Below are 17,067 nucleotides of genomic sequence, written 5' to 3' on the forward strand. Positions count from 1 at the left end.
AAGGTCAGGCCCGTGCCCTCGATGGCCTCGCGATAGCCGATATTGACCTCATAGCGGTGGCGGTGGCGCTCGCTGATCGCCTGGCCGCCATAGATGTCCGCCACCCGAGAGCCCGGAGTCAGGACGGCGTCATAGGCGCCAAGGCGCATAGTGCCCCCCAGATTGTCGCCCTCGCCGCGGGTTTCCCGCTCATTGCCGCGCACCCATTCGGTCATCAGGCCGACGACGGGTTCGGAGGTGGGGCCAAATTCCGTGGAGGAGGCGTCCTTCAGGCCGGCCAGATTCCGGGCGGCTTCGATCATGGCCATCTGCATACCGAAACAGATGCCGAAATAGGGAATCTCGTGCTCCCGGGCGAAGCGGACCGCCTCGATCATGCCTTCAGAGCCCCGCTGACCGAAGGCGCCCGGCACCAGAACGCCATGCACCCCGGTGAGGCGTTCGGAGATCAGGCTCTCGTCTCCGCCCTCGAAGGCCTCGCCCTCGACCCAGTCGAATCGGACCCGGACAGTGTTGGCCACCCCGCCATGGACCAGGGCTTCGACCAGGGACTTATAGGCGTCGGTCAGGCCGGTATATTTGCCGACGATGGCGATATTCACCTCGCCGTCCGGGTGGGTCAGGGTGTGGCCGATGGTCTCCCAGCGCGACAGGTCCGGCGCGGGCGCATCGGTGATGCCGAACACCTCCAGCACCTCGGTGTCCAGGCCCTGGCGGTGATAGTCCAGCGGCACGGTGTAGATGCTGTCGGAGTCCTGTGCCTCGATCACCGCGCTCTCGCGGACATTGCAGAACAGCGCGATCTTGCGCCGCTCCCCGGCCGGGATCTCGGTCTCGCAGCGACAGAGCAGGATGTCGGGCTGGATGCCGATGGACCGCAGCTCCTTGACCGAATGCTGGGTCGGCTTGGTCTTCATCTCGCCGGCGGTCTTGATGTAGGGCAGGAGCGTCAGGTGGACGAAGCACACATGGCCCCGGGGCAACTGCTGGCCAAGCTGGCGGATGGCCTCGAAGAAGGGCAGGCCCTCGATATCGCCGACGGTGCCGCCAATCTCCACCAGAACGAAGTCGACCCCCTCGCCGGGATCGGACAGGACGAAGCGTTTGATCTCGTCGGTGACGTGGGGAATGACCTGGACGGTGGCGCCCAGATAGTCGCCGCGCCGCTCTTTCTCGAGGATGGTCTTGTAGATCTGGCCGGTGGTGACGTTGTCGCCGCGGGTGGCGTTGACCCCGGTGAACCGCTCGTAGTGGCCCAGGTCCAGGTCGGTTTCAGCCCCGTCCTCGGTGACGAAGACCTCCCCGTGCTGATAGGGACTCATCGTGCCCGGATCGACGTTCAGATAGGGGTCGAGCTTGCGCAGGCGGACCTTATAGCCACGGGCCTGCAGGAGCGCGCCAAGGGCGGCGGAGGCGAGACCTTTTCCCAGGGAGGAGACCACGCCGCCGGTGATGAAAATGTACCGGGTCATGGGCGGTCAACCTACCATCGATTCGGGGCGCGGCCCCGCATCAACGGGTGCGCCATAGTGTCTAGCATGACCGCAAGGGGCGGCCGGTGACGGGAAACGCACGACCCTGACGACGCCATGAGGCGTCCAGAGCCTCTCAGGCGGTCAGCGTTAGGGGGCGGGCGCGACCGGCGCGCCGTCGCCTTCACCGAGTTCGGCGTCAAGGAACGGGTTGCGGATCTGGGCGGCCGGGGCGTCGAGACCGCCGCCGGTGTCCGGCGTCGCGGCCGGCGCAGGGGTCGGCGCGACCGGGGCGGTGTTGAGCAGGCTGGGATCAAGGGCTTCGATGTTCAGCCGGTCCACGGCCGAACCGCCGCTGACCCGGCCCGAAACCAGGGTGATGGTCAGGCTCAGGGCGAAGAACACCCCGCCGAGAATCCAGGTGAAGCGCGACAGGAAGTTCCCCGCGCCGCGGGCGCTCATGAAATTGCCCGAGCCGCCGCCGCCCATGCCAAGCGCCCCACCCTCGGAACGCTGCAGCAGCACGAGGGCGATCAGGGCGAGACAGACAAAGATCTGAATGGCGAGCAGAATGCTGAGAAGCATGGACAAGTCCAAAACGTCTGGGTGCGGGCGCCCCGGGGCTGGCCGCGCCAAAAAACCAAGCGCGCGCTCTATCATCCTCAGCACGCCAAGGCCATAGGGCCCAGGTCAATGCGCCAGGACTCGAGGGCGCCGCAATTCGCCGTCCGGCAGGACGACGTCCCTTAGCTAGGCCTTTGGCGAACCGGCGACAATGGCCAGGAAGTCTTCCGCCTTCAGGGAGGCCCCGCCCACCAGGGCGCCGCCAACCTCCGGTAGGGCGAGAATCTCCGCGGCGTTGCCGGGCTTCACCGAGCCGCCATAGAGAATGGCCGGGGCGCCGCCCCCCTCGCCGAACATGTCCCGCAAGGTGGCGCGGATCGCCTGATGGACCTCAACAATGTCTTCCAGGGTCGGGGTCAGGCCCGTCCCGATCGCCCAGACCGGCTCATAGGCCACCGTAAAAGCCTTTCCGGCCAGGGCGGCCGGCAGCGAGCCCCGAACCTGGCCGGTCACAACCGCCAGGGCTTGGCCGGCTTCGCGCTCCTGCCGGGTTTCGCCGACACAGATGATCGGCTCCAGGCCCGCCCGCAGGGCCGCCTGAACCTTGGACGCCACGGCGGCGTCATCCTCCCCATGGCCCGCACGGCGTTCGGAGTGACCCAGGATGACCAGGCTCGCGCCGGCGTCGGCCAGCATCTCAGCGGAGATGTCCCCGGTGAAGGCGCCGGAGGGCTCGGGGTGACAGTCCTGGGCGCCAATCATCACCTGACCACCCGCCAGGGCGCGGCTCATGGACGCCAACAGGGTGGCGGGGGGACAGAGGGCCACGCGCACCCCGGCGGCGGGGGCGGCGGCGGCCACGGCGCTGGCCTGGGCCAGGGACTCCGCGGTCCCGTTCATCTTCCAATTGCCGGCGATCAAGGGGGTGGGTGCGCTCATCTGGGCCTCTCCGTGGGATCGATGTGGCGGTTAAGCCAAGCGATCGATGCTGTCACGTGCTTGCGGGGGGGAAGCCGCCTCCACTATACCCGCCCCTCTGGACGTCGCGCCCGAGGAAGGGTCCTCAATGATCACTGCTTTCCGCAACTTCGCAAAATCCTGGGTGGCGGCCATCCTGATCGGCCTGTTGGTCATCAGCTTTGCTGTGTTCGGCATGTCCGATGTCCTTCAGGGACAGATCTCATCCTCCGTGGTCAAGGCCGGCGGCAGGTCCTTCAACGATCAGGACTTCCGGCGGGAGTACGATCAGTGGCGCCAGAACGCCGAGCAGCAGATGGGGCAGCCCATAACGCCGCAGATGGCCGCCGAGAACGGGGTCATCGCCGGCCTGCTGGAGCAGGTGGCCACCCGTCTGGCCCTGGCGGAAACCCTCGACCGGATGGGCCTGCGCCCTGGCGACAGCCTGGTGGCCGACCAGCTCCGCCAGATCCCGGCCTTCTTCGATCCCATCAGCGGGCGCTTCGACAAGAACCTGATGGAACAGCGCCTGGGGGAGACCAACCTCACCTCGGACCGCTTCATCGCCCTGCTGGAGGACGAAATCGCGCAACAGCACTTCGCCTCCGGTCTGGTGAGCGGCCTGCGGGCGCCTCGGGCCTATGGCGCTCTGGCCGCCATGGTCGACCTGGAAGAGCGCGACATTGGCTTTTTCCAGGTGGGCGTGTCCTCGGTGGAGGCGCCCGGCGCCCCGACCGACGCCCAGCTTCAGGCCTTCATGGAAGAAAACGCCGCCCAGCTGAGGCTGCCGGAATTCCGCGTCCTGTCCCTGGTGCGCTTCGCCCCGCGGCCAGAGGACCTGCAGACTGCGGTCTCGCAAGCCGAGCTTCAGGAGCGGTTCGATTTCCGGCGTGACACCCTGGCCAGGCCCGAAACCCGCACCCTGATCCAGATCCCAGCCCGGGATCAGGCGACGGCGGCCCGCATCGCTCAGCGCCTTCGTCAGGGAGAGGATCCCAATGCGGTGGCGCAGGACATCGGCGTCGAGCCGATCGCCTACGACCAACGTCCCCGCAGCGCCATCGCCGACCGCAAGGTGGCTGAGGCCGCCTTCGCCCTCGCCGAAGGGGCCGTCAGCAATCCCATCGAGGGCGACCTCGGCCTCGCCGTGGTCAAGGTGACGGCGATCACCCCGGGTCGCGAACCGACCCTGGAGGATGTGCGCCCCATGCTGGAGGCCGAAATCCGCCGCGATCAGGCCGCCGAGAAGGTCTATGAGCGCACCCAGGCCTATGAAGAGGCCCATGTGGGCGGCGCCACCCTGGCCGAGGCCGCCCAGGCGGCCGGCGCGACGGTGATCACCCTGCCCGCGGTCAGCGAACAGGGCCGCGACCAGGAGGGCCAGCCCGTGCAGGGCCTGACCCCGCGGATTCTGGAGACCGCCTTCGCCCTCGCCGAGGGAACGGAGTCTGATCTGACCGAGCTGACGGAAGGCCAGTACTTCGCCGTCCGCGCCGAGCGGGTGATCGCGCCGGCCCTGCCCGCCCTGGACGAGGTGCGGCCCCTGCTGACCCAGGTCTGGATGCAACGGGAAATGCTGCGGCGTCTGGAGGCCAAGGCTGCTGAACTGGCTGAACTGGTCCGCGGCGGCCAGACCCTGGAAGCCGCCGCCAACACCATTGGCGCCCGGGTGACCCGCGCCACGGGTCTGAGCCGCACCACCGCCCGCCCCGGCGAGCGCCTGTCGGAAGACGCCCTGGCTCAGGCCTTTGGCGCTGAGCCTCAGGCTGTATTCACAGCCCGCGACGTGTCCTTCGGCATGGTGGTGGGCAAACTCGAAGCCGTTCGCCCCGGAGACGTCACCCAGGTCGCCCAGGCGGTCGAAGCCGGCCGCGGACAGGCCAGCATGGCCCTTTTCCGTGACATGGCCGAGGCCTCAAGCCTGGCCGCGCGGGACAAGGTCAAGGTGCGTACCGACGAGAACCGCGCCCGCGCAGCCCTCGGTCTTGAACCCCTGGCGCCTGCGGCCAAGACGGCGCCTGCGCCCAAGGCTCCGGCGACGAAAGAGCCTGCAAAGTGAGCCTAGAGCCCGCCTTTGACGATTTTGCCCCCCGATATGCGGCGGGGGCGGCCCAGGTGGTCTGGACCCGCCTGATCGACGATCTGGAGACGCCGGTTTCGGCCTATCTGAAGATCGCCCAGGGCCAGCCCTACGCCTTCCTCTTCGAATCGGTGGAGGGCGGCGCCTGGAGAGGCCGCTATTCGGTGATCACCCTCAAGCCGGACCTGGTCTGGCGCTGCCGGGGGGAGACCGCCGAGCTGGCCGAAGGGCACGACATCGCCGCGGGGCGGTTCACAACCCAGACGGCCAAGACCCTGGACTCGCTTCGCGACCTGGTGGCCAGCGCCCGCCTGGATATCCCGCCGGGCCTGCCGCCGATGGTGGCCGGCGTCTTTGGCGCCCTGGGCTACGACATGGTCCGGCTCGTCGAGCGCCTGCCCGACGTCAATCCCGACCCTCTGGGTCTGCCTGATGGGATCATGACGCGGCCCTCCATCGTGGCCATCTTTGATTCCATCGGCCAGGAGATCATCCTGGCGACAACCGTGCGCCCCGGCCCTGAAACGGCCCAGGCGGCCTACGACGCGGCCAAGGGGCGTCTTGCGGCGGTGATGGAGGACCTGCGTCGTCCCGCGCCTGGGCTCACCGGGACCGGCGTCCCAACCCCGGACGCCTTCACCACCCCGATCAGCCGCGAGGCCTATCGAGAGATCGTCGAGAAGGCCAAGGGCTATATCCGGGCCGGCGACATCTTCCAGGTGGTTCCGAGCCACAGGTTCCGGGCGCCCTTCCCGCTCGATCCCCTGACGCTCTACCGGTCGCTGCGGCGGACCAATCCGTCGCCCTTCCTGTTCTATCTGAACTTCGGCGACTTCCAGCTGGCGGGGTCCAGTCCCGAAATTCTGGTCCGCCTGCGGGATGGGAAGATCACCATCCGCCCGATCGCCGGGACTCGCCCCCGTGGCGCGACTCCGGAGGAGGATTTGGCCCTCGAGCAGGAGCTGATCGCCGATCCCAAGGAGCGGGCTGAGCATCTGATGCTGCTGGATCTGGGCCGCAACGATGTGGGTCGGGTCGCCATGCTGCGCCAGCCTGGGCGCAACGCCGAGACGCAGCGTCAAAAGGGGCCCGCCGTCCGGGTCACCGATTCCTTCTTCGTCGAGCGCTACAGCCACGTCATGCATCTGGTCTCCAATGTGGAGGGAGATGCGCCTGAGGGGGTCGACCCTGTGGACGTGCTGATGGCCGCCCTGCCGGCGGGCACCCTCTCGGGGGCGCCAAAGGTTCGCGCCATGCAGATCATCGATGAGCTGGAGATCGAGAAGCGGGGCGTCGCCTATGCCGGCGCTGTCGGCTATTTCGGCGCCGATGGCTCCGTTGACACCTGCATCGTCCTGCGCACCGCCTGCTTCAAGGACGGCCAGATGTACATCCAGGCTGGCGGCGGGGTGGTGGCGGATTCAGATCCCGACGCCGAATATGACGAGACCCTGCACAAGGCCCGCGCCCTGCGGCGCGCCGCCGAAGACGCCTGGCGGTTCGTCTAGAACTCCGGACCAGGCAGCTCGCCTTCAGACCCATCGCCAACCGCCATGGACTGGCTGACGACGGGCGGCGCTGTGATCATCGCCCCAGCCAAGGCCAGGGCCGCCACGGCGGCGAAGGCCGCGGCGCCGACCACGGGCCAAAGACGCTCTCTGGCCGGTGCGGGCGACAAGAGGCGCCTAGCTTGGGCGATGGCCTCGGAATCGAGGGCGGAATCGGTGAGCGACATGGGATTGAGCATCGGCCTGACGGCGGCCATATGCAATGTGGCGCTTTGCGCCGGCCAGAGCTTTCGCCTAGAGAAACCCCATGATCCTCGTCGTCGATAACTACGACAGCTTCACCTACAACCTCGTCCACTATCTGAACGAGCTTGGGGCCGAAACGCTGGTCCACCGCAATGATGCGCTGAGCGCCGAAGAGGCGATCGCGCTAAAGCCGGAAGGCGTATTGCTGTCTCCTGGCCCCTGCACGCCCAATGAGGCTGGCATCTGTCTCGACCTGCTGGCGACGGCGCCGACCGACTTGCCGATCCTGGGAGTCTGTCTCGGACACCAGGCCATCGGCCAGGCCTTCGGCGGCGAGGTCATTCGCGCCGCCAGCCTGATGCACGGCAAGACGAGCCCGATGCATCACACGGGCAAGGGCGTCTTCGCTGGCCTGCCCAACCCCTTCACCGCCACCCGCTATCACAGTCTGTCTGTTCGCCGGGAGACCATGCCCGACGTGCTGGAGATCACCGCCTGGACCGAGGACGGCGAGGTCATGGGCGTGCAGCATGTGAGCCGGCCGATCTTTGGCGTTCAGTTCCACCCGGAATCCATCGCCACCGAAGGCGGCCATGCCCTGCTCGCCAATTTCCTCGACCTCGCCGGCGCCAAACGCCTGAGCCCGGCCTGACCCATGTCCGAGGCCTTCAAGCCCCTGCTCGCTCGCCTGGTTGATGGGGCGACCCTGTCGGAGGACGACGCCCAGGTCTTTTTCGCCGCCTGCCTGAGAGGCGAGCCGACGCCGGCCCAGGTGGCCGCGGCGCTGACGGCGATGCGGATGCGTGGCGAGACGGTGGGGGAAATCACCGCCTGCGCCCGGGCGATGCGCGAAGCCGCAATTACCCTGGAGCATCCCTTCCAGGTGATCGATGTCTGCGGCACCGGCGGCGACGGGCTCCACACCCTCAATATCTCAACCGCCGTCGCCTTTGTGGCGGCCGGCGGCGGGCTGAAGGTGGCCAAGCACGGCAACCGCGCCCTGTCATCCCGGTCTGGCGGCGCCGACGTGCTCGCCGCGCTCGGGGTCAACATCAACGCCGGCCGCGAACAGCAGCTCCGCGCCCTGGACCAGGCGGGGCTCTGCTTCCTGTTCGCCCAGGCTCACCACGGGGCGATGAAGCATGTCTCCCCGATCCGGGCCGAGCTCGGCTTCCGCACCCTGTTCAACCTGCTGGGGCCTCTGGCCAACCCGGCCGGTGCGCAACGGCAGGTCCTTGGCGTCTTTTCCGAGCGTTGGGTCGAGCCCTTGGCCCGGGTGCTGGGCGGCCTGGGCGCCGAGCGCGCCTGGGTGGTTCATGGCGGCGGCATGGACGAGATGACCACCACCGGCGAGACTCTGGTCGCCGAATACCGCGATGGTCAGGTGCGACTCTTCACCATCACACCGGAGGCCGTGGGCCTGCCCCGCGGGGCCCTCTCGGACCTGACCGGCGGGCCGCCGGACGTGAACGCCGCCGCCCTGCTCGCCCTTCTCCAGGGGGAGACCGGGCCCTATCGCGACATCGTCGCCTTGAACGCCGCCGCCGCTTTCCTGGTCGCCGACAAGGTGGAGACCCTTACCGAGGGGGTGGCCCTGGCGGAAAAGGCGATCGACGACGGCATGGCGATGGCCGCTCTCGACCGCCTCCGTGAGATCACCAACTCATGAGCGACATTCTCGATCAGATCGCCACCTACAAGCGGGCCGAGGTCACCGAGCGAAAGACCGCCCGCACCTCGGCCGAGGTCGAATCGGCCGCGAAGGCGGCCAGCGCCCCGCGGGGTTTTCATTCAGCCCTGATCAGGGCCCACGCGCCAGGCCGTCTGGCCCTGATCGCCGAGATCAAGAAGGCCTCGCCGTCCAAAGGTCTGATCCGCGCCGACTTCGATCCCCCGGCCCTGGCTCAGGCCTATGCGGCTGGCGGCGCGGCCTGCCTGTCGGTGCTCACCGACGGTCCCAGCTTCCAGGGCGACGACGCCTATCTGGTCACCGCACGGAATGCTGTCAGCCTGCCGGCGATCCGCAAGGACTTCCTGGTGGACCCCTGGCAGGTGGCCGAGTCCCGCGCCCTGGGCGCCGACGCTATCCTGATCATCATGGCCATGGTGGATGATGCGTTAGCCGCCGACCTGCTGACCGAAGCCAAGGCCTGGGGCATGGACGCTTTGGTCGAGGTTCATGACGAGGCCGAGATGGAGCGCGCCGACCGCCTTGGGGCGACGCTGGTCGGGGTCAACAACCGCAACCTCCGCACTTTCGAAACCGATCTCTCGATCACCGAGCGCCTGGCCGCCCTGGCGCCGGCCGGCGCCCTGCTGGTCACGGAGAGCGGCATCGCCGGGCCCGAAGATGTCCGCCGGCTGGAAGCCGTCGGCGCCCGGGCCATGTTGGTCGGTGAAAGTCTGATGCGTCAGGCTGACGTCGCCAAGGCGGCCCGCGCCCTGCTCGCCTGAAGTCCAGCGGCCGAGTCGGCCTGCCCCCCCGCAACAACGTTCAGGATTTTCAGCGATTTCAACGGCCATGGGGGTAACTTGACATTAAGGAAGAACGCCTAGAGAACATTCATAACGTTTGCGATTTGTTCTCTAGGTTGGGAAGTCCAATGCTGACCCGTAAGCAGCACGAACTGCTCATGTTCATCCATGAGCGGATCAAGGAGACCGGCGTCTCGCCGTCCTTCGACGAGATGAAGGAAGCCCTCGACCTGGCCTCCAAATCCGGAATTCATCGGCTGATCACCGCCCTCGAGGAACGTGGTTTCCTGCGCCGACTGCCCCATCGGGCGCGGGCCCTTGAGGTCGTCAAGCTACCCCAGGAGGCCACCGCCTCGGCGCCCCCAAAGGGCCGCCAGGCCTTCCGACCCCATCTGGTGGATCCCAGCGAAGCGCCTGCCCCGGCCGTGGCTAACGACACCCGGGAACTCTCAGTGCTCGGCAAGATCGCCGCAGGCACGCCCATCGAAGCCATCCAGCAGGAACGGGACCGCCTTCATGTGCCGGAATCCATGTTGGGGGCCGGAGAGCACTTTGTGCTCGAGGTGCAGGGCGACTCCATGATCAACGCCGGCATTCTGGACGGGGACTATGTGGTGATCCGCCGGGCGGACTCGGCCAACTCGGGCGAGATCGTCGTGGCCCTGGTCATGGGCGAGGAGGCCACCCTGAAACGCCTGCGACGCAAGGGCGCTTCCATTGCGCTCGAGGCCGCCAATCCGGCCTATGAGACCCGGATTTTCGGTCCCGATCAGGTGGCCGTCCAAGGTCGTCTGGTGGGCCTCATTCGACGTTACCACTAGGACCCCAGCTCCAGGGCCGGCGTCCGCGCAGGTCCTGGGCCCACTGGGCTCGCCAGACGCCGTCACGGCTCCGCCTCAACTCCACAGAGCCGCCGCGCTCGAAGTCTGAGCCACTCAGAATGATCTTTCCGGGACAGGCGTGGGCCGGCAAACTCGGTCGGATGACGATCAGTTCGGCTGAGGCGCAAAGGGCGGCCAGGGTGTCGGCGTCGGGCGCCTTGCGGCTCCAATAGGCGGCGACCGGCGCCGGGGAATTTTCCCCCGGCCGGCAGGTCCACCGATCACAGTCATAGAGGGCGTCCCGCGGACCTGCATCCGGCGTCGCCCCCAGTCCATGCCGCTGCGCCCACCGCTCGGCCCCGAATCGTTTGACGTCAGGACGCAGCAGGACCGCCTGCTCACCCTGGCGGACCGCCACCTGGGCGCCGTCGGCGGCGACCCAGAGGACCGGCGGATCGGGCCGCGGCGCCAGACTGACGGCCAGGGCGAACGGCAGGCCGATCCAGCGGATCGCCCCCCGCCAGAGGCACATCCAGAGAATGCCCAGAAAGGCGCTGGGCAAGGCCCAGGCCGGAGCGCTGGGGATCAGCAGGTTGGCGCCAGGCGCCTCAGCGGCGAACTTCGCGACACTCGCGATCGCGCCGATCCCCCAGCCGGACACCATCAGCGGGATGTCGCCGAGGCCAAGTGGCGTCAGCGCCGCCCCGACCGCCAGGCTTGGCATCATCAGGAAGGAGGAGATCGGAGAGGCCGCGAGGTTGGCGGCCAGGCCATAGGTGGCCATGCGGTTGAAATGTTGCAGGGCGAAGGGGCCGGTCGCCATGCCGGCCACAAAGCTCGCCGCCAGGCTGGCGGCCAGCCAGGTCATGGCGGTCTGGGCTAAGCGAATCGGCCACGGCGCGCTGATCTCGCGGATCGCCCTCGGCCAGACCTCCGCCAGGGCGACCAGCGCCGCGGTCGCCGAAAACGACATCTGAAATCCGGGCTCAGTCACCGCTTCGGGGTGGATCAGCATGACGATGAGGGCCGCCAGGGCCAAGCCATGCAGGCTGATGGCCCGGCGGTCGAAGATCACCGCGGCGAAGGCTACGGAGGCTGTGATGGCCGCCCGCTCGGCCGGGGCTGGCGCGCCTGAGACCACGAGATAGCAGCCGACCGCCGCAAGACCCGCCAGGGCGGCGACCTTTTTGCTCGACACCCGAAGGGCCAGCCAAGGCCATGCGGCGACGCCGGCGCGAACGGCGGTGAAAACAAACCCGCCGACAATCGCCATGTGCAGGCCCGATATGGCGATCAGATGCGCCAATCCAGAAGCCCGCATGTGTTCGATCTGTTCGCGCGGGATGAAGGCCTGATTGCCAATCACCATGGCGGCCGCCAGGCCGCCGGTTTCCTCTCCCATGGAGGCGACAATTTTCTTCGCCAAGGTCCAACGGGCGGCGTTGATCCGCATTTCCAGGGCCAGGCGGCCGGGGGGCGCTGGAAGCTCAACCACCTCCGGCGGCCGCAGGGCGAAACCCACCCCACCGATGCTCTCAAAATAGGCGTCTCGGGCGAAGTCATAACCGCCTGGGCTGGCCGGCGGCGGGGGTGGGTTGATCAGGGCCAGGACCTGAACTGCCGTTCCTGGCTCCGGCGGAGAGGTGGCGCGCAGGGTGACCCGCAGGCGGCTGGGAGTCGCTTCAGCCGGCAACCCCTCAATGTGAGTTGGTGCGATGACGACACGACTGCCGCCGCCCTGCCCTGGATTGGCCACGTCCACCACCCAACCTGCCGCCTGAACAGGTCCGGCCAGGGCGGGCGCCACGGGCCCCGATACAGCCTGGGTTCTGAACTTTGCCGTTGAAAAGCCCGCCAAGGCGAAGGCCGTGAGGACAAGGACCAGAGCGCCAGCCCGGCTCAGGTTCAAGCGCCGCGCGGCGACCAGCAGAACGATGGCCAGGACCAAGAGGCCCTTCGCCACCAGGCTCAGAGGCTCCCGGTCGAGGGTGAAATAGGCCGCGCACCCCAATCCAAAGGCGACAGGAGTCCACAGGCTCCAGCGATCGACCTGGTCGGCCATTTGTCGCGCCACTGCGCCCGCCACGGCGCGCGCACTAGGAGGGCGGGACAGGGCCATGCTAAGACGCCGGCCCCATCGCCCGGCGATCCCGCCGGCCTGCGACAGCTCAGAACCCCCGACCTCGATGCCCGACCGTCCCGTCGTCACCCGGATCGCCCCCTCTCCCACCGGCTCCATGCATATAGGCACGGCCCGGACTGCGCTTTTCAACTGGCTTTATGCGCGCCACACCGGCGGCAAGTTCCTGTTGCGCGTGGAGGACACCGATCGCGAGCGCTCCACCCAGGCCGCCGTTGAGGTGATCTTTGAGGGGATGAGGTGGCTCGGCCTCGAGGCCGACGAACCCCCCGTGTTCCAGGCCGCTCGCGCTGACCGCCACCGGGCGGCGGTAGAGGACCTGCTGGCCCGCGGAGAGGCCTATCGCGACTATATGACGCCCGAGGAACTGGAGGCCGAGCGCGAAACCGCCCGCGCTGAGGGCCGGGTGGTTCGCTCGCCCTGGCGGGACATCACCCCCAATGACGCCCCTGACCGGCCCTTCGTGGTTCGACTGAAGAGTCCGCTCACCGGCGACACCGTGGTGGCTGACAAGGTCAAGGGCGACATCCGGTTCCAGAACAAGGATCTGGACGACCTGATCCTGCTGCGCACTGACGGCTCGCCGACCTACAATTTGGCCGTGGTGGTTGATGACCATGACATGGGCGTGACCCACGTCATCCGCGGTGACGATCACCTTAACAACGCCGCGCGCCAGGCCCTGATCTACAAGGCCCTTGGATGGGAGGTCCCGGTCTGGGCCCACCTGCCGCTGATCCACGGACCTGACGGCGCCAAGCTCTCCAAACGCCACGGCGCCCAAGCCGTGAGCGAATTCGATTCGATGGGCTATCTGCCCGAGGCCATGCGCAACTATCTGGCCCGGCTCGGCTGGGGCCATGGCGATGATGAGATTTTCTCCGACGAACAGGCGATCAGTTGGTTCGATATCGTTGATGTGGTCAGCGCCCCGGCGCGGCTGGACTGGGCCAAGCTCAACCACATCAACAACCACTATATCCGCCAGGCGGAGATCGGCCGCCTCGCCGACCTGGTCTGCGCCATCCATGACAGCCGCGGCCTCAGGGTTCCCGCCGACCTGCGCCCCGTTCTGGAGCGCGCGATTCCGCTGGTTCGCGACGGCGCCAAGACCATGCTCGACCTGGCGGACTCCACCGTGTTCGTCCTGACCCCGCGGCCGCTTGCCCTGCCGGAAAAGGCCACGAGCCTGCTGACGGATGAAACCCGCGGCCGCCTTGGCCGGCTGCGAGATCGGCTGGCCGCCGCGACGGCCTGGGACGTGCCGAGCCTTGAGTCTGAGATCCGCGCTTTCGCGGAATCAGAATCGATCGGCATCGGCAAGTTTGGGCCGGCGCTTCGAATGTGTCTGGCGGGCGGCGCTTCGGCGCCGGACCTCGCTGGCGCCCTCACCGCGCTCGGTCAGGACGAAAGCCTTGGCCGGCTCCACGACGCGCTTTCGCCCGCTGCGTAAACCGCTATAAGGCCAAGCGAACAGACGTTTTAATTCCTAGTCATTGAAAGGGGATGGCATGGGCGATACGGCGAAGATCAGCATCGGCTCCAAGACCGTCGAGCTACCCATCTTGAAGGGTACGACGGGTCCGGACGTGGTTGACGTACGCAAGCTCTACGCCGAGGCCGACGTCTTCACCTACGACCCAGGCTTCACCTCGACGGCGAGCTGCGAGAGCAAGATCACCTACATCGATGGCGATGCGGGCGTTCTGTTGCACCGCGGCTACCCGATCGACCAGCTGGCGGAAAAGTCGAGCTTCCTCGAGGTCTGCTACCTTCTCCTGCACGGCGAGCTGCCCACGGCGAGCCAGTTCGCCGAGTTCGACCACAACATCACCTACCACACGATGTTGCACGAACAGTTCGACCGCTTCTTCGGCGGGTTCCGGCGCGACGCCCACCCGATGGCCATCATGGTCGGCGCGGTCGGGGCGCTGTCAGCCTTCTATCATGACAGCACCAATATTGATGATCCGCAGCAGCGGATGATCTCGGCCCATCGCATGATCGCCAAGATGCCGACAATCGCGGCGCGGGCGTTCAAGTACTCCAAGGGTCAGCCGTTCGTGCATCCGCGCAACGACGAATCCTATGCCGAGAACTTCTTGCGGATGTGCTTCTCGGTTCCGGCCGAGGACTGGAAGCCCAATCCGGTCCTGACCCGGGCCATGGACCGCATCTTCATCCTGCACGCCGATCACGAGCAGAACGCCTCGACCTCGACCGTCCGCCTGGCCGGATCGTCGGGCGCCAATCCCTTCGCCTGCATCGCCGCCGGCATCGCCTGCCTGTGGGGCCCAAGCCATGGGGGCGCCAACGAAGAGGCGCTCAACATGCTGGCCGAGATCGGTTCGGTGGAGAACATCCCCGAATACGTCCAGGGCGTGAAGGACCGCCGCTACCGGCTGATGGGCTTTGGCCACCGGGTCTATAAGAACTACGACCCCCGCGCCAAGGTCATGCAGACCACCTGTCACGAAGTCCTGGCCGAAGTCGGCAACACCGATGACCCCCTGCTGAAGGTGGCCATGGAGTTGGAGAAGATCGCGCTCAGCGATCCCTACTTCGTCGAGCGCAAGCTCTATCCGAACGTGGACTTCTATTCGGGCATCACTCTGCGGGCGCTCGGCTTCCCGCCGGAAATGTTCACCGTGCTGTTCGCACTCGCGCGGACCGTCGGCTGGATCGCCCAGTGGAAGGAAATGGTCGAGGATCCGTCCCAGAAGATCGGCCGTCCGCGCCAGATCTATACCGGCGCGGCTCAGCGCGACTACACCTCGGTCGATAAGCGCGGCTAAGCCGCGCCCCGACCAAGAATCTTTAGAACGGCCAGCGCGGCGGCCTCCGAGGGATCGGGGCCGCCGCGCCCCATTTTGGTCAGGGCCTGATTCTGCGCCGCAACCTGCGTCGCGCGGAGTTCGGGGTCATCCAGTCTTAGCGCCAGTTCCCGCGCCAGCTTGGGGCCAACACAATCCCCCTGGATCAGTTCTGGCGCCACAAAGGCCTGGGCGGCGATGTTGAACAGGGTCACATAGTCCGTGCGGATCAGCAGTTGCAGGATCGCATAGGTCAGCGGCGCCAGCCGATAACCCACCACCATCGGCGTGCCTGCAAGGGCCAACTCGGTGGTTACCGTACCGGAACAGGCCAAAGCCACCGTCGCGGCCTTCATGGCGGCGTATCGGTCAGCCTCGCCCTCGACCACATGGACCCGATGCGGCCACCCGGCGACCCTGGCCTTCACCTGGTCGGCCACGGTGGAGGCGACCGGCAGGATCACCTGTAGATTGGGCCGGGCGGCCTTGAGCAGAGCGACAGCTTCCTCGAAGGGCGGCAGCACGCGCTGAATCTCACTTGCCCGGCTTCCCGGCAGGACAAGCAGGACAGGTTCGGTTGGGCCGATGCCCAGCCGCCGACGCAGCGCCTCGGGCTGAGCGCCGGAAAAGTCCAGGCCCAGGGTGCTATTCCCGACAAAGGTGACGGGCAGTCCCAGCTTCTCGAAATAGGGGGCGTCGAAGGTGTGGATCGACAGCAGATGATCCACATGCCGGGCCAGGACAGCGGCGCGTCCGGCGCGATAGGCCCAGACCTGCGGGGCGACATACTTGATTACGGGCAGGTCTGGCGTCTGGGCCTTCAGGCGCTGGGCCAGACGTATGGTAAAGCCCCAGGAGTCGATCAGGATGGCGACATCAGGCTTTTCGCGCCGCGCCAGAGCCGCCATCTCGTCGGCCCGCCGGATGACCCGACGATAGGCCATCAGTCCTTCCACGAGTCCCAGGATCGACAGTTCGGACATGTCGAAGGGGCTGGCCAGCCCCTCGGCGGTCATCCGCTCGCCGCCCAGCCCGACAAACCGTACGCCCCCCGGTCCCAGGTGGGCCTTGAGGGCGGCCATCAACTCGGCGCCGCGGCCGTCGCCGGAGGCCTCGGCGGCCACAAGCATGATGCAGAGGGGAGTGGTCATCGGCCTTCAGACTCCACGCCGTACACGAACAGCCCGAGGCCATCGGCCATCTCGATCACCCTTTCACGGTCCAGCACCAGCAGCCGACCCGCCTCCCCCGCTACGCCAGCCAGGCCGGCCCGGGCGGCGCGTTCAATGGTCGCAAGACCGATGGTGGGGAGATCGACCCGGGTTTCCTGGATCGGCTTGGGCGCCTTGGCCAATACGCCGCGCAGGGCGCCCGGCTCGCCACGCAGGGCGCGCGGCAGATCGGCCACCCGGCGCAGCATGGCGTCAGTGCCCTCCTGCGCCTCCACCGCCAGGACCAGACCGTCGCAGACGACGGCCCCCTGCCCGACGTCCAGCCGCCCGATCTCGCGGGCCACGAGCATGGCGCGTGCGATGTCAGCCTGATGGCGCTCGTCCGGCCGCACCCGGCCCAGCGGCCCGGCCGGCAGGCGCAGATCCCCCATCGCTTCATCGGCGCCTTCAACGATGAAGCCTTCCTTTTCGAACTCCTGCAGCAAGGCCCGCAGAAGACCGTCATCCCCGCGCCTTGCCGCCGCAATGAGTCCAGGAAGCGCCTTGAGGCCCCGGACATCGGGCTTGAGTGCGGCGAAATCCGGGCGACTGACCAGACCGGCAAAACACACCGACTGGCATCCCGCGCCCTTCAGCGTCCGGATGCACTTGCCCAGTTCGGCGATCCCGATATCGGCCCCCGGGAACCCCGCGAGGTCGGCGCCGGCGAAACCCTTGAGGCGGATCACGAAAAACGGCCGACCGGCCTGCTGGCAGGCCTCGGCGATCTCGACCGGCAATCCGCCGCCGCCCGCGATCAGGCCGAGCTTGGTCAAGGCC

At 67.5% G+C, this 17,067-nt stretch carries 15 protein-coding genes; 8 read left to right on the forward strand and 7 right to left on the reverse strand.

All coding sequences use genetic code 11. The features are described 5' to 3' along the window. The 3 genes from Q7V15_RS09500 to tpiA all read right to left on the reverse strand — a co-directional run. Positions 1-1,472: CTP synthase (locus tag Q7V15_RS09500; protein ID WP_304755329.1), on the reverse strand; the 1,472-nt coding region annotated here is incomplete at its 3' end. A gap of 150 nt (positions 1,473-1,622) precedes the next feature. Next, entirely contained in the window at positions 1,623-2,057 is a 435-nt protein-coding gene (gene secG / locus Q7V15_RS09505) for a preprotein translocase subunit SecG (RefSeq protein WP_304755330.1), read from the reverse strand. Between the two features lie 165 nt (positions 2,058-2,222). Then, entirely contained in the window at positions 2,223-2,975 is a 753-nt protein-coding gene (tpiA, locus tag Q7V15_RS09510; protein WP_304755331.1) for a triose-phosphate isomerase, read from the reverse strand. Between the two features lie 127 nt (positions 2,976-3,102). Here tpiA and Q7V15_RS09515 point away from each other — a divergent pair, with 127 nt between their 5' ends. Beyond that, a complete protein-coding gene (locus tag Q7V15_RS09515; protein WP_304755332.1) occupies positions 3,103-5,052 on the forward strand; it encodes a SurA N-terminal domain-containing protein in 1,950 nt (649 codons plus the stop codon). Further along, positions 5,049-6,581, forward strand: a complete 1,533-nt coding sequence (gene trpE, locus Q7V15_RS09520; protein WP_304755333.1) for an anthranilate synthase component I — start codon at positions 5,049-5,051, stop codon at positions 6,579-6,581. The genes Q7V15_RS09515 and trpE overlap by 4 nt, the downstream gene beginning before the upstream one ends. Here the strand turns inward: trpE and Q7V15_RS09525 are convergent. Then, complete coding sequence (locus Q7V15_RS09525) at positions 6,578-6,838, reverse strand: hypothetical protein (RefSeq protein WP_304755334.1); 261 nt, start codon at positions 6,836-6,838, stop codon at positions 6,578-6,580. The genes trpE and Q7V15_RS09525 overlap by 4 nt on opposite strands. Before the next feature lie 50 nt (positions 6,839-6,888). Between Q7V15_RS09525 and Q7V15_RS09530 the strand changes: the two genes are divergently transcribed. The 4 genes from Q7V15_RS09530 (at position 6,889) to lexA (ending at position 10,123) form a co-directional block, all read left to right on the forward strand. Further along, positions 6,889-7,479 carry an aminodeoxychorismate/anthranilate synthase component II gene (locus tag Q7V15_RS09530; protein WP_304755335.1) on the forward strand — a complete coding sequence of 197 codons (591 nt, stop codon included), beginning with the start codon at positions 6,889-6,891 and terminating at the stop codon, positions 7,477-7,479. A 3-nt stretch (positions 7,480-7,482) separates the two neighbouring features. Further along, positions 7,483-8,496 carry an anthranilate phosphoribosyltransferase gene (gene trpD / locus Q7V15_RS09535; RefSeq protein ID WP_304755336.1) on the forward strand — a complete coding sequence of 338 codons (1,014 nt, stop codon included), beginning with the start codon at positions 7,483-7,485 and terminating at the stop codon, positions 8,494-8,496. Further along, positions 8,493-9,281 carry an indole-3-glycerol phosphate synthase TrpC gene (gene trpC / locus Q7V15_RS09540; RefSeq protein WP_304755337.1) on the forward strand — a complete coding sequence of 263 codons (789 nt, stop codon included), beginning with the start codon at positions 8,493-8,495 and terminating at the stop codon, positions 9,279-9,281. Before trpD ends, trpC begins: the two co-directional genes overlap by 4 nt. 149 nt (positions 9,282-9,430) lie before the next feature. Further along, positions 9,431-10,123, forward strand: coding sequence for a transcriptional repressor LexA (lexA, locus tag Q7V15_RS09545; protein WP_304755338.1), 693 nt, complete (start codon positions 9,431-9,433; stop codon positions 10,121-10,123). On the opposite strand, the gene Q7V15_RS09550 is transcribed toward lexA, so the two are convergent. Next, positions 10,104-12,185, reverse strand: a complete 2,082-nt coding sequence (locus Q7V15_RS09550; protein ID WP_304755339.1) for a ComEC/Rec2 family competence protein — start codon at positions 12,183-12,185, stop codon at positions 10,104-10,106. The genes lexA and Q7V15_RS09550 overlap by 20 nt on opposite strands. Positions 12,186-12,309: 124 nt before the next feature. On the opposite strand from Q7V15_RS09550, the gene gltX reads away from it, so the two are divergent. Together gltX and gltA are read left to right on the forward strand one after the other, a co-directional pair. Beyond that, the gene (gene gltX, locus Q7V15_RS09555; protein WP_304755340.1) at positions 12,310-13,716 is read left to right on the forward strand and encodes a glutamate--tRNA ligase; all 1,407 of its coding nucleotides are present in this window, start codon (positions 12,310-12,312) and stop codon (positions 13,714-13,716) included. 58 nt (positions 13,717-13,774) lie between these two features. Further along, positions 13,775-15,058, forward strand: coding sequence for a citrate synthase (gene gltA, locus Q7V15_RS09560; protein ID WP_304755341.1), 1,284 nt, complete (start codon positions 13,775-13,777; stop codon positions 15,056-15,058). Here the strand turns inward: gltA and lpxB are convergent. Then, positions 15,055-16,227 (reverse strand): lipid-A-disaccharide synthase, encoded by a 1,173-nt coding sequence (gene lpxB / locus Q7V15_RS09565; protein ID WP_304755342.1) that lies wholly within the window; start codon positions 16,225-16,227, stop codon positions 15,055-15,057. The genes gltA and lpxB overlap by 4 nt on opposite strands. After that, positions 16,224-17,063: an LpxI family protein gene (locus Q7V15_RS09570; protein ID WP_304755343.1), complete on the reverse strand. Its 840-nt coding sequence runs from the start codon at positions 17,061-17,063 to the stop codon at positions 16,224-16,226. Before Q7V15_RS09570 ends, lpxB begins: the two co-directional genes overlap by 4 nt. Between the last annotated feature and the right edge of the window lie 4 nt (positions 17,064-17,067).

The organism is Phenylobacterium sp., from assembly GCF_030651755.1.
GTDB lineage: Bacteria > Pseudomonadota > Alphaproteobacteria > Caulobacterales > Caulobacteraceae > Phenylobacterium.

What these genes read in the sequence shown, in the direction of transcription:
- secG (WP_304755330.1), bottom strand. Translation starts at nt 2,057, where the DNA reads ATGCTTCTCAGCATTCTGCTCGCCATTCAGATCTTTGTCTGTCTCGCC.
- tpiA (WP_304755331.1), bottom strand. Translation starts at nt 2,975, where the DNA reads ATGAGCGCACCCACCCCCTTGATCGCCGGCAATTGGAAGATGAACGGG.
- Q7V15_RS09515 (WP_304755332.1), top strand. Translation starts at nt 3,103, where the DNA reads ATGATCACTGCTTTCCGCAACTTCGCAAAATCCTGGGTGGCGGCCATC.
- Q7V15_RS09525 (WP_304755334.1), bottom strand. Translation starts at nt 6,838, where the DNA reads ATGGCCGCCGTCAGGCCGATGCTCAATCCCATGTCGCTCACCGATTCC.
- Q7V15_RS09530 (WP_304755335.1), top strand. Translation starts at nt 6,889, where the DNA reads ATGATCCTCGTCGTCGATAACTACGACAGCTTCACCTACAACCTCGTC.
- trpD (WP_304755336.1), top strand. Translation starts at nt 7,483, where the DNA reads ATGTCCGAGGCCTTCAAGCCCCTGCTCGCTCGCCTGGTTGATGGGGCG.
- trpC (WP_304755337.1), top strand. Translation starts at nt 8,493, where the DNA reads ATGAGCGACATTCTCGATCAGATCGCCACCTACAAGCGGGCCGAGGTC.
- lexA (WP_304755338.1), top strand. Translation starts at nt 9,431, where the DNA reads ATGCTGACCCGTAAGCAGCACGAACTGCTCATGTTCATCCATGAGCGG.
- Q7V15_RS09550 (WP_304755339.1), bottom strand. Translation starts at nt 12,185, where the DNA reads ATGGCCGACCAGGTCGATCGCTGGAGCCTGTGGACTCCTGTCGCCTTT.
- gltX (WP_304755340.1), top strand. Translation starts at nt 12,310, where the DNA reads ATGCCCGACCGTCCCGTCGTCACCCGGATCGCCCCCTCTCCCACCGGC.
- gltA (WP_304755341.1), top strand. Translation starts at nt 13,775, where the DNA reads ATGGGCGATACGGCGAAGATCAGCATCGGCTCCAAGACCGTCGAGCTA.
- lpxB (WP_304755342.1), bottom strand. Translation starts at nt 16,227, where the DNA reads ATGACCACTCCCCTCTGCATCATGCTTGTGGCCGCCGAGGCCTCCGGC.